Here is a 12,510-nt window from a genome sequence, read left to right as displayed (position 1 = left end):
ACTTCCTTTCTGACTGTCAGCAGCTCAGACCAGCTTTACCCGATTTGGCGTGAGGATAACTCCGCCGTATTCGATATGCTCTGCGGTATAATCGGCTGTGTCCATGCGTCCGAACTGCTTTTCCGATACGATAGCAAATGGACAGGCACTTGGCTCTGCGCCCTCCTTGATGTCCATTTCGGGAACTATGCCCTCGCTCAGCTCCAGCTCAGTCTGGACAGTACGGGTTTTCGGCAGTATCCACAGCTTTGCCGCAAGGGCTTTCAGCTTTTCAACGGCTTCTTTCCTGTAGGTATCCCCCTCAACGTGGACTTCCTCCTGCGGAATCAGCAGGGTAAAGGTATACTCTCCGCGTATGGGCTCCTCGTTCATGATGAAGCCGCGGACTTCGGAAAAGCCGCCGTAATTGAAGCACATCTGCTTGTAATCGTTGGAAGAGTCCTCATCATAGCCCAGCTCGAAGTCCTCTTCAAGCTTTTTCTGGTTCCAGTCCATGATGTCCTCAATGGTATCGTTTTCGGCATGGTATGCGCCGTTTTTGAATTCGAGCCCTGCGTGTTTGATATATGCAGTGAGCTCCTTCATATTGTCAAAATCCAGCTCTGCGCGGCTGTATTCCATTATCAAAGAAAAATAAGCAGGCATGATTTGCACCTCTGTTTCAATTCATAATTGTATATTTGCGGACGACCATTGGTCGTCCCTACACGTTTTCTAAAGTTGAGAGTTTAGAGTTGAGAGTTGACGAGACGTCGCCCCTACTTAGCTCTTAGCTCTAAATCGGCTAAAGGCTCGGAACGCCGAGGGCGGCGTTCCCTACTGAATAGCTTTCAGCATATCGCTGAGGAGCTCGCGGCATTCGCTGTCCGTAAGCTCGTCTATATTGGTCTTTTCAAGCATTTCCAGAGCCGCTTCCCGTCCCAGACTGCCGAAGCTTATCTGTCCCGATTCCTCGTGGTCTGCCGCAGGGCGCTCCGACGCGTGCTGACGCTCCATTTCTTCAAGGAGCTCCTTTGCACGGGTGACTACCTTTGCAGGAAGTCCTGCCAGCTTCGCAACGTCAACGCCGTAGCTCTCGTCCACGCCGCCGCGGACTATCTTTCGCAGGAATCGTATTGTTCCGCCGTGCTTGTTTACGGCGATACTGTAGTTCTTCACGCCCTCGAGCTCGTCCTCCAGACCTATAAGCTCGTGGTAGTGAGTAGCGAATAAGGTCTTACAGCCCAGCTTCTTGGAATTGCAGATGAACTCCGCAACTGCACGGGCTATGCTTACGCCGTCAAAGGTAGAAGTACCACGTCCCACCTCGTCAAGGATAACAAGGCTGTCCTTGGTGGCGTTTTTCAGTATGTCCGAGACCTCGCTCATTTCCACCATGAACGTGGACTGTCCTGCCGTAAGGTCGTCGGAGGCTCCCACACGGGTGAATATCTTGTCCACCACGGAGATCTTAGCGGAATCCGCAGGGACGAAGCAGCCTATCTGCGCCATGAGGACTATAAGCGCCGCCTGTCTCATATATGTGGATTTACCCGACATATTAGGTCCTGTGATTATGGACATACGGTCAGCCTTTGTATCTATGTACAAGTCGTTTGGCACGAATACCTCGTCGGTGAGCATGAGCTCCACAACAGGGTGGCGGCCTGCCTTGATGTCGATAGAGCCGTCAATGGCGATATCGGGCTTTACGTACTGATTCCGCAGAGCCACGTCCGCAAAGGAGCAGAGAACGTCCACAGCGGCAACTGCCGATGCTGTTTTCTGTACGGCTTCAAGCTTGGTCGCAAGGAAGTCGCGAACTTCTGCGAAAATATCGGCTTCAAGTGAGAGAGCCTTGTCCTTTGCGCCGAGTATCGAGTTCTCAGCGTTTTTCAGCTCCTCGGTGATGAAGCGCTCGGCGTTGGCGAGAGTCTGCTTGCGTATCCAGCCCTCGGGGATAAGGTCGTAGTATGAGCGCGTAACTTCAAGATAGTAGCCGAACACGCGATTAAAGCCTATTTTCAGATTCTTGATGCCTGTCTTTTCCTTTTCGCGCTGCTCTATCTCGTCGATAATGCTCCTGCCGTTGTTCATAATATGGCGGAGCTCGTCAAGCTCCTTGTTGAAGCCCTCTTTTATTACGCCGCCGTCCTTTACGGAGATAGGCGGCTCGTCCATGATAGCGTTCTCAACAAGGTTCACCAGCTCGTCAAGAGTGGATATCTCGTCGTTATATCTCGCCAGAAGCTTTGAATCGGAGAGCTTTGCCAGTTCCTGCTTGATAAGGGGCAGCTGCATTGCCGTAGCCGAAAGTGATTTGAGGTCACGGGGATTAGCGCTCTTGTACATGACCTTGGTCATAAGGCGCTCCAGGTCGTAGACTCTGTCAAGCAGGTCAGTCATATCGGCAAGGACAACGCTCTTGCGGTAGAGTGCTTCAACGGCGTCAAGGCGCTCGATTATCCTTGCAGGGCTTTTCAGGGGCTGCTCTATCCAGTTCCTCAGCATACGGCGTCCCATAGATGTCTTTGTGGAGTCCAGAACCCACATAAGAGAGCCCTTTTTCTCCTTGCTGCGGAGAGTCTCCGTAAGCTCTAAGTTGCGCCTTGCATTGAGGTCAAGTCCCATGAACTGCTCGCCGCTCAGAAGCTCTATTTTCGTAAATCTCGATACCGAGGTCTTCTGGGTATCGTTTATGTAGTCAAAAAGTCCGCATACTGCCGCGCAGTCTGCTCCGTCCTCGCTTATGCCGAGCTCGGTGACGGACTTAACGCCGAATACTGCCGCAGCCATGTCCCTCCGTGCAGAGGGAGTAAAGCATATGGTATCGCGGAGAGTCACCGCGCAGGAAAGTCTCACCTTTACGAACTCCGCAGCCGCTTTGAGGGACAGGAAGTTCTGAGGGAAGATTATCTCCGCAGGCTTGCAGCGTGAAAGCTCGTTGATAACGCCTGCCTCCAAGTCCTTGCCCTCAAAATAGCTGAGAGCCGCCTCGCCTGTGGAAAGGTCGGCAGAAGCCACGCCGCAGGTCTTGCTGTCCTCGTCGTAGTAGATACTGCAAATGTAGTTGTTGCTGCCGTCGTCCAGCATACTGCTCTCGGTGAGAGTACCGGGAGTAACTACCCTGATAACGTCGCGGACAACTATTTCCTTGGTCTCGGCAGGATCGGTGAGCTGCTCGCAGACAGCCACCTTGAAGCCCATGTCTATAAGCCTCTTTATGTACATATCCGCCGCATGATAGGGAACTCCGCACATGGGAGCGCGTTCCTCCAGACCGCAGTCCCTGCCCGTAAGGGTGAGCTCCAGAGCCTTTGAGACAACTACCGCGTCGTCGAAGAACATCTCGTAGAAGTCGCCGAGGCGGAAGAACAGGATACAGTCGGTATACTTGTCCTTGACCTCGAAGTACTGCTGCATCATGGGGGATATCTTACTTCTGTCGATTTCCATTGGTTTAGCTCCTTTACATCTTAGTTACGATAAAAAACAATAAAACGGTAAAAGCTGCAACGAACAGCACAGCTCCCACAGCCATGAGGACTTTCACGGAGCCCGAGGGCTCGCCGCCTGAGTTTTCGATAGCTATATCATAGACTTTCGCCCATCTTATAAGCTCCTCGCAGCCCTTGTCCGCCTTTTTGAGCCTGAGCACAGTCCTGCCGCCGCTCAGAACATTCACGTCATAGCCCTTGCAGCTTATCCTGTCGATATCACTGGCAAAATAGCTCTTTCCGTCAACTCTCAGCTCCTCGCCCGTCACATGGACAAGACCTTTTCCGCCGCAGAAAACAGACAGCACAGCCGCAATGATAAAAAGGACACCGAGCACAAGCTCCAATAAGCCGCCGTTATCTCCCGATATGCCGCGGCGCATGAAGAATATCACCACATCGCCTGCAAGTCCCGATAAAGCCGCTCCCAGCCAGACCTTATTGACAGCCCTTGTCTGGGAGGACACCTCGATATCGAAGCTCCGCTTAGGCGGTGCAGCATTTTTCACGTTTATGATGCGGTCTATCTTATCGCGCTTTATATCGCTGTCTGCGCTTATATATCTAAGCTCCGCCTGCTGCTCATTGTCAAATTCAAATCCCATAGCTTACATTCTGCTCAGGAACACGAAAAGTATTCCCAGTACAATGCCCAGAAGAATAGATAAAGCGATTATGAGTTCCCGCATCTTCTGCGATTTTTTGGGATCGTCCGCGCCGTCGTCGTGTATCTCTACATGATTGCACCTTGCCCATTTTATCAGCTCACCGCAGTTGTCAAGAGTCTTGCTGAACGTTATGATATCCTTGCCCCCCGAAACTATCTTCATGCTGTTCATGACCGTGCCCTTTATGCAGTCTATCTCGCTGCTGTGGTAAATCTTTCCCTTAACGGTGATCTCCTGACCGTTTACGTCTATGCGGAATTTTTTCATGGTCGAAATAGATATGAATGAAATAATGCTGCTTGCAAGCAAGCCAACAGGCAGCAATATCCTGAAAATGCTGAATCTCGGACTCAGCAGAGTTCCTATAGCGAGCATTGCACAGCTGAGCAGCGACAGAAAAGCAGAGGTCCTGCACTGCTTTATGCTCATTTCGGGCTGCGTCAGAGCAAAGCGCTCTGGCGGCGGTGTTATATAATTCGACTTTATGAGGTCGTTCACCGCCGATATCCTCGCCATAAGCTCGTTGTTAGTATTCTGGAATTTCCCCATAACCCCTTTTCTCCTTTATCAGTGACAGCCTGCGCAGGAAGCACAGCTGCCTGTGCAGCCTCCCTCGGGTATCTGGCAGGTCTCGGGATCCTCGCCGTTAGCGCACATACTGATTATCTGCTGCATATTGGATACCAGCTTTTCAAGAGCCTGCTGTGCTCCCGAGAAAACTATCATCTTCGGATTCTTCATTATCTTGTTGTATACGCCCTTGAGCTCTGTATCGAGAGCCTTGATGTTGTCGGAATCAGGCTCCTCTGCGCTCATAGCGGTGCCGAGATTCATGCGGAGGTCCTCAAAATGAGCGATGTCCTCCTGAAGCTCCTTATCCTCGTCGTTAGCCTGCTTTGCAAGCATATAAGCTGTGTATCTGTCGTCCTGCTGGAGTGCCTTTCCAAGCTCTCTTGTCATTTCCATAATATCCATTTTAAAATTCTCCTTAATAATTGATTTTTTCTGTCTTTTCCAGCCTTCGGCGCGGAAAAGACGCCTGTTTTAAAATTCGCCGACTTCATTCGGATAGGATCATCGCTTAACCCGTGTAATCGAGGTAAAGTCCGTCAAACTCCTCGGTAGTGCCGTTTTCGTGATAGAACCACGACTTGACGCCGCTGCTGTTATCGGTCTGATATGCCGACACGAAATCAATACGATGTATGCCCTTTTCCTTGAGAACATCATCGTAAGACGGATTCTGCTCGTTAAGCTCGAAATCGTAGGTGTCAGCCACCTTCAATGTGCCGTCCTGCCATACGAAATAATGCAAGGTCGCATAGCCCATCTGTCCCCAGAGGATAACGAAATTGCCTGTGTTCTCGTCATAGCAGAAGCTTGTATGTCCGCCGCCGAAAGTGCCTAAGTCCTGAAGCTCGCAGTTCTCATCGAATCTGTATACATGGATAGCGTAATCAGCCTCGCAGGTGCCGTATTTCAGGATAAGCTCAGGAATGCCGTCAGCGTCCATGTCGCGGAATGCGTATTCAATGCTGGAAAGTCCGTCGTTATCCTTTGCGGTATGCTCGAAAACATAGCGTATCTCCCCCTGATAGACAGCAGGATACATATCCATGCGTCCGCCTGCCGAAACATTTGCCTCGTGGGTAGTTGTCTCGGCTTCTGTTCCTGCTGCTGTAGTATCGGCAACAGTAGTCACAGCTGTCTCTGTAGCTGCCTCGTCAGTTGTAGTTTCAGCGCTTGTCGGCGCTGTGGCTGCCGTGGTGCTCTCAGATGAGGAGCTGCTCTGACCTGTCTTTCCGCAGCCTGCAAGAAGCAGAGCTGCAAAGCATGATAATGCGATGATTCGTTTCATTTTATCTTATCTTATCCTTTCTTTATATGACCTGTTACAGCCCAGTTCATGGCGTCGGTTATCTCAACGTCAGCGAACTGACCGATAAGGGAGCTGTCTCCCTCAAACTCAGCTATTATGAACTCGCTGCTCTTTCCTGTGAGCCAGCCGTCCTTTTTCTTCGATACACCGTCAACAAGAACTCGCATAGTCCTGCCGATAAAGCGCTTGTAGTGCTCCGTGGAGACCTCGCGCTGGACTTCAAGAAGCTCTCTCATGCGATGTCCCTTTTCCTCATCGGAAATACTGTCGGGCATTTCCGCAGCCTTAGTTCCCGAGCGCTTGGAGTAGATGAATGAGTAGATATTGTCGTACCTGACCTTTTTTATCACATCAAGAGTCTCGCGGAACTCCTCGTCGGTCTCGTTGGGAAAGCCCACGATTATATCCGTAGTCAGCGAGAAATCGTCGTCTCTGCGGCGTATCTCATCGACTATACCCAGATACTTCTCTATGGTGTAGCGGCGGTTCATGCGGTCAAGAACAGCGCTGCTGCCGCTCTGTACGGGCAGGTGCAGGTGCTTTGCCACCTTTTCGCAGTCAAATATGGCGTCGATAAGCTCCTTTGAGGCGTCCTTGGGGTGTGAGGACATGAAGCGTATCCAGAAGTCCCCCTCTATTTTATCCAGCTCGCGGAGAAGCTGAGGAAAGCTGCACTCGCCGCCAAGGTCATTGCCGTAGGAATTGACGTTCTGACCGAGCAGCATTATCTCCTTGTAGCCCTGTGATACCAGCTCGCGGACCTCGCCGATTATATCCTCGGGACGGCGGCTTCGCTCACGTCCGCGGACATACGGCACTATGCAGTAGGTGCAGAAATTGTTGCAGCCGAACATTATAGGCACAGAAGCCTTGAAGCTGCTCTCGCGCACCTGCTCAGCCGCCTCGGAAAAGTCGTCGTACTCGCTGATATCCGCCGAGAACTTGGCTCCCCTGAGAGCTTCAAGAAGAAGCCTCGGCAGGGCGCTTATAGCGGATGTGCCCAGAACAAGGTCTACCTGTGGGTAGGACTTCTTAATCTTTTCGGCAATATGGCTCTGAGCCGTCATGCAGCCTGCAATGCCGATGATAAGGGAGGGCTTCAGCTCCTTGAGCTTCTTCATACTGCCCACTATGCCGAAAACTCTGTCCTCGGCGCTCTCGCGGACGGCGCAGGTATTGAGTATGATGAGGTCAGCTTCGTGCTCGTCCTCGGTGAAGCCGTAGCCCATTTTTTTCAGCAAGCCCTTTATCTTTTCGCCGTCGGACACGTTCAGCTGACAGCCGAAGCTCCTTATGTAGGCTTTTCGGGGCTTATCGCCCAGCAGTGCCTTTATTTCGCTTATTTCCGCGGTATTGTCCTTCAATTGGCAGAACCTCGCCTTCCTTGAAAAATCCTAATATATTATTATAACATACAACACATTATAATGCAAGAAATTTTTAGCTGTCAGCTGTAAAAGCGGCGGAGCGCCGCCCTACTTGACAAATCCGTTTTTCGGAGTTAAGATTATTTTAAGTCAGAAGTGATATGATGTATCATATGAAAGTGTATACTCACTTCCGAAAGGGGAAATTATTATGCTGAATATAAAGAAAACCGCAGCTCTGCTGCTTACATCGGCTGTTGCCGTTTCATCGCTGTTTGCCTGCAACGAAAAGAAGCCCCACGACATGGCGAATGCCAAGGAGCTGAAAGTCACATTCCTCGACGTGGGAAAGGCTGACGCTATTGTGCTCCAGTCCGAAAGCTCCACCGTGGTCATCGACTGCGGCGAAAAGGGCGACGGCAAGAAGATATCCTCTATCCTCGAGGAGAGCGGAACTACCGTTATCGACTACCTGATAATCACCCATTTCGATAAAGACCACGTTGGCGGAGCTCCCAAGGTGCTGAAAACATTCGATGTCAAGAACGTTCTCACACCCGATTACACGGGAAATGTCAGCGAATACGACAAATTCGCGGAGACTCTTGACGGCAGGGGCATTACTCCCATGAAGCTGAAAGAGGATATCTCCTTTACCCTTGACGACGTGGATTATACGGTCTATGCGCCGAAAAAGGACTTCTACGGCGACGGCGACAGCGCCGAGAACAATTTCTCCCTCGTCACAAAGGCTGTCCACCATAACAACACCCTGCTTTTCACGGGAGACGCTATGGAGGAGAGACTGGACGAGATAATGGATATCGGCAAGTGTACCCTGCTGAAAGTCCCGTATCACGGCAGAAAGCTTGATAATCTGGGCGATTTTCTCAAAGCTGTGGAGCCCAAATGCGCAGTAGTCTGCACGGACAGCAACGAGTTTTCGGGCAAGATGCAGGACCTGCTGAAAAAGCAGAAGATAAACACCTATGCAACCTGCTTCAACGGTGAGATAACCGCTGTCAGTGACGGCAGTCAGATAAAAATCGACACAGAAAAGGGCTCGTCTTTGTGATATTTCACAAAAAGCAGTGAAGCGGCTTTGACTTTTTGTAATCTATTATTGACGTACTCCTGCCAAAATGATATAATTACCATATAGCTTTATTCGATTAATATATCGTTTTGATACAGGGGGGGACAACTATGAGCAAACAGGAAAAAGAAATCAGAACAAGCAAACGCAACTTCATTATAGCTCTTGCTTTACTATTGCTTACAAATATTCTCATGGCTATGACACTGTCCACGCTTGCCAAAAAGAACCTGCGTGAGCAGATAAACCAGCGTATGCTGGATATCGCCAATACTGCGGCTTATATGATAAACGGCGACGAGATAAAGTATATCACCAAGGAGGACGAGGGCACAGAAGCCTACAACAGAGCTCTTGATACGCTCCGCGCCTTTCAGGAAAATATCGCTCTTGACTACATCTATGGTATAAATCCTGAACCCGACGGCACCTTTACATTTACCATTGATCCTGCCATTGATGATCCTGGTGAATTCGGTGAGCCGATAATTACTACAGACGCTCTCGTGAGTGCCGCAAACGGTGTTGCCGCTGTTGACCAAAAGGCATACTCCGACAAATGGGGACGATTCTACTCGGCATACAGCCCTATTTTCGATTCTGAAAACAAGGTTGTCGGCATTATCGGAGTTGATTTCAACGCCGAATGGTACGACGATAAGCTCAGCAATAATACGGTAATATCCATAGTTATCCTCATGGCGGCTCTTACCGTAGGTATAGTCCTCGCGTTCATCATCATGTCGCAGAACAGAAAGCGTTTTGCGGCTATGCTGAAAGAGATAGACCAGCTCAATACAACTACACAGAAAATGAACGATATGCTGATGCAGACCTCTATCAAAAAGCTGGATTTCCTCCCCGACACAGAGAGAGAACTTCTTAAAACTCTTGCCGACGGCGAGGAAAAAAAGCAGTCCTTCAGTGACGAGTATGAGGAGGTAACATCAAATCTTCATTCTCTCTGCAATAAGCTTGATAAGTACATGAAGTACGTGGATACCAACATCTACAAGGACGAGCTGACCAATACACATAACAAGGCGGCGTACAAGAACGCTATCAGACAGCTGGACGAGGATATCAAGACCGATTCTCCTTCATTCTCCGTTGCATTCTTCGACCTCAACGGTCTGGAAAATGTCAACGCTAACTTCGGCTTTGAAGCCGGTGACGAGCTAATGTTCCATGCCGCAAGACTGCTGAAAAAGGTATTCGGCAGCGATAATGTCTATCGTGTTGCAGGCGATGAGTTCATTGCTCTTATGCGCAAAAAGAACAATCTCGATATGGAGGACCTCTTTGCTGAATTTGACAAGGAACTGGGAGACTTCAACGCAGGCAAAAAGCTTGCTCACCCTCTTGGCATAGCAAAGGGCTCCTGCACCTACAGACCTGAAAAGCATGAGAACTACCGTCAGGTGTTCATTACTGCAAGGGAAAGAATGCAGAACGACAAGGCTGAATATTACAGAAAAAAGGCGTGACTTGTGTCACGCCTTTTTAATGCATAATTCATAATGCATAATTGTAGGGGCGCACACTGTGCGCCCCTACTAATCACTATGCACTAATCACTAATAACTAAAAAACCGTAAAGAAGCACAGCTTCTTTACGGTTTTGCTATCAATAATCGTCTCTTTCGCGTCTGTTGAGATTATCGTTTCTGGTAAAGAACTTGCCCACAGGCTCACTGCCCGAAAGCATGAAGAATGTGACTACAGTTCCTGCCAGTGCAACTGCATACAGTGCAACTACCAGTCCCATACTGCCCTTATGCTGCGGTATCATAGGAAGTCCGGGGAATATCTGCACTATACCGAAAAGCAGGAGCACAACTGAGCAAAGTGATTTCAATCCCTTGATACCTGCGATGAGTGAAAGTGTGCAGATACCAACAATACCTGCGATGTACAGTGCGGAGTTCTTTATTACCTTGCCGAAGCCCTCAAGACCGTTCTTGTAGCCAAGACCTAACTGTCCCGAATAGAGCAGATAGAATGCGATAGCCGAGATAACGCCTACAACAGCAAGCACGATACATATCTTGAAGCCCTTTTCAGCGTCTCTGCGTCTTGCTTCCTCTTTGAGCTCCAGCATCATGCGCAGGCTTTCCTTTGAGTCCTTCTGCTCGGATACAAGCTGTGATGAAACAGCCTTTTTTGAAGCCTCAGCCTTTGCTCTTTCAAGGTCCTCGTCCACGTATTTCGGCTGATACTTGGGCGGCTCGGGCTCGGCGTCCAGTATAGGAGCTGCTACGGGAGCTTCGGGCTGCTTTGGCTCTTCTTTTTTCGGAGGAGGAGTGTAGTTGTCCTCGTCAAGCACAGGAGCTGTTACCTGTACGGGAGGTGCAACTGCTCCCAGCTGAGTTCTTCTCATGTCGATTATCTGCTGCTGCTTATCGGCAGGGAGAGCGTCAAAACGCGCTTTCAGCTCTGGAGTAAGTCCGCCTATTATGTCCTCATCTGAGAGGACCAGCTTTTCCTGAGTAAAGGGTACAGAGGAGTCGTCAAGTACGGGAGCGGTAACGCCTGTGGGAGCTCCCTTCTTTTCGCTTACATATGGGATATTGTCGTCAAGCACAGGTGCGGAAACTCCTGTAGGAGCGCCCTTTTTCTCGGCACCTGAGTTGTATGAAGCCATATCGTCAAGAACAGGAGCGCTTACGCCTGTAGGACCGTCCTTTTTTGCTGTAGGAGCAACGTATCCGAAGTCGTCCAGCACGGGAGCGCTTACTCCTGTGGGAGCCTCTTTTCTTGGGGCGTCGGGGTTATATTCTATCTCCTCTGGCATAACACCGCCGAGATTATTTTCATCGTACATTATTCAACACCTCGTTTTTAATATAATCATCTATAGAGCCTTTTCCGCCGCAGGAGACATAGGCGTAATACGAAAGAACGCAGGAGGCGTCCACTGCATTTACGCTGCCGTCCTTATTAACGTCGGAGCAGCTCTTCTGCGATACGGTAAAGGCGCTTGTACCGCAGGTAGAAACGCGGGAATAGTCGCTGAGGATAACAGAAGCGTCCACAGCGTTTATGCTTTTATCTCCGTTGATATCTCCCAGACTGCACACAGGCGAGGGAGCGTTCTCCGAAAAGACAGGATATGCGTTACGGAAGTCGTCGGAATCATATTCGGGGAAGGTCAGACCGTTATCGTTCTGAGGGATATGCCTCATATTGAAGGTGCTGTCGAAGTCGTTGCTCCCCTTCAAAAAATATCGGAAGTTATCGCCCTCTGCCTTGAGGTCCCATGTAGGATCGGAGAGGTAGTACTTACCGTCTATCTTTGTTATCAGCCACACATGATAGCTGTCCTCACGGGCTCCGCTTGTATCATGGGCAATGCCAGCGATAATGCGGCAGGGTATCCCCGAATCGTTATAGAGCCTGTAGAGCAGCTGCGCTACGCCCTGACAAACCGCATGACCGTTCTCGACGGCGCTGTAGGCGGTGTAGGCGTATTTATCCTTGATATCCGTGGAATAGGTCACGTTTGAGGTGACGTACCTGTACAGCAGGAGAGCCTTGTTATAGTCCGAAAGTCCCTCTGTATTCAGCGAAGCAAGAGTCTTATCCAGCTTTTGGGTGAGCCTTGCCTCCTCCTCGGCTGTAGTGTAGTAATCAAGGTGATAGACCAGCTTGTACTCGTTATTCTTCCAGTATATCTTGCAGTTCAGCTTTTTTACTGCGAAGCGGAGGTAGTCTCCCTCCGAGCCGTCTCCCGTCTCATCGAAGGCTTTGAATATCATCAGCTGTCCCACGGTCTCCTTTGAAGCCACAGAAGCGTCGATATTTATCTCGAAATCGGAAGTTCTCTCCTTGATGTATTTTCTCATCTGCACAGCGGCGTCGTCAGTCGAGCTGAAAACGCAGCTCTGCGATATCTCTGGCACTGAGACCTGAGCCGCAGAAGCCGTTGCAGGCAGGGCAAAGGCGCTGAGCAAGGCAAAAGCCGAGACAACAGCCAGTTTTTTTGCGGAGAATTTCATACAAAGCCTCCTTTCGGGGAAAAAGC

At 50.0% G+C, this 12,510-nt stretch carries 11 protein-coding genes; 2 read left to right on the top strand and 9 right to left on the bottom strand.

Annotated features, from left to right (window positions below; translation table 11 throughout):
- Positions 1-24 precede the first annotated feature (24 nt).
- From T497_RS0113710 to miaB, 7 genes are all read right to left on the bottom strand, one after another.
- Positions 25-645 (bottom strand): hypothetical protein, encoded by a 621-nt coding sequence (locus T497_RS0113710; protein WP_028516106.1) that lies wholly within the window; start codon positions 643-645, stop codon positions 25-27.
- Between the two features lie 171 nt (positions 646-816).
- Positions 817-3,435: a DNA mismatch repair protein MutS gene (gene mutS / locus T497_RS0113705; RefSeq protein WP_028516105.1), complete on the bottom strand. Its 2,619-nt coding sequence runs from the start codon at positions 3,433-3,435 to the stop codon at positions 817-819.
- Positions 3,436-3,448: 13 nt separating this feature from the next.
- A complete protein-coding gene (locus tag T497_RS0113700) occupies positions 3,449-4,081 on the bottom strand; it encodes a hypothetical protein (protein ID WP_028516104.1) in 633 nt (210 codons plus the stop codon).
- Between the two features lie 3 nt (positions 4,082-4,084).
- The gene (locus T497_RS18390) at positions 4,085-4,693 is read right to left on the bottom strand and encodes a hypothetical protein (RefSeq protein WP_155266921.1); all 609 of its coding nucleotides are present in this window, start codon (positions 4,691-4,693) and stop codon (positions 4,085-4,087) included.
- Between the two features lie 18 nt (positions 4,694-4,711).
- Positions 4,712-5,119 carry a YlbF family regulator gene (locus T497_RS0113685; RefSeq protein WP_028516101.1) on the bottom strand — a complete coding sequence of 136 codons (408 nt, stop codon included), beginning with the start codon at positions 5,117-5,119 and terminating at the stop codon, positions 4,712-4,714.
- A gap of 106 nt (positions 5,120-5,225) precedes the next feature.
- Positions 5,226-6,002: a hypothetical protein gene (locus T497_RS0113680; protein ID WP_028516100.1), complete on the bottom strand. Its 777-nt coding sequence runs from the start codon at positions 6,000-6,002 to the stop codon at positions 5,226-5,228.
- An 11-nt stretch (positions 6,003-6,013) separates the two neighbouring features.
- Complete coding sequence (gene miaB / locus T497_RS0113675; RefSeq protein WP_028516099.1) at positions 6,014-7,387, bottom strand: tRNA (N6-isopentenyl adenosine(37)-C2)-methylthiotransferase MiaB; 1,374 nt, start codon at positions 7,385-7,387, stop codon at positions 6,014-6,016.
- A 214-nt stretch (positions 7,388-7,601) separates the two neighbouring features.
- Between miaB and T497_RS16975 the strand changes: the two genes are divergently transcribed.
- Together T497_RS16975 and T497_RS0113665 are read left to right on the top strand one after the other, a co-directional pair.
- Positions 7,602-8,465 (top strand): ComEC/Rec2 family competence protein, encoded by an 864-nt coding sequence (locus tag T497_RS16975; protein ID WP_051530686.1) that lies wholly within the window; start codon positions 7,602-7,604, stop codon positions 8,463-8,465.
- Positions 8,466-8,596: 131 nt separating this feature from the next.
- Positions 8,597-9,973 carry a GGDEF domain-containing protein gene (locus T497_RS0113665; RefSeq protein WP_028516098.1) on the top strand — a complete coding sequence of 459 codons (1,377 nt, stop codon included), beginning with the start codon at positions 8,597-8,599 and terminating at the stop codon, positions 9,971-9,973.
- A gap of 140 nt (positions 9,974-10,113) precedes the next feature.
- On the opposite strand, the gene T497_RS0113660 is transcribed toward T497_RS0113665, so the two are convergent.
- Together T497_RS0113660 and T497_RS0113655 are read right to left on the bottom strand one after the other, a co-directional pair.
- Positions 10,114-11,310, bottom strand: coding sequence for a hypothetical protein (locus T497_RS0113660; RefSeq protein ID WP_028516097.1), 1,197 nt, complete (start codon positions 11,308-11,310; stop codon positions 10,114-10,116).
- A complete protein-coding gene (locus T497_RS0113655; protein ID WP_028516096.1) occupies positions 11,300-12,484 on the bottom strand; it encodes a transglutaminase domain-containing protein in 1,185 nt (394 codons plus the stop codon). Before T497_RS0113655 ends, T497_RS0113660 begins: the two co-directional genes overlap by 11 nt.
- Positions 12,485-12,510: the final 26 nt, after the last annotated feature.

It is taken from the genome of Ruminococcus flavefaciens MA2007, assembly GCF_000621845.1.
Lineage (GTDB): Bacteria > Bacillota > Clostridia > Oscillospirales > Ruminococcaceae > Ruminococcus > Ruminococcus flavefaciens_E.
Note: the sequence above shows the minus strand (reverse complement) of the source record. Positions and strands in the feature narration are given on the sequence as shown.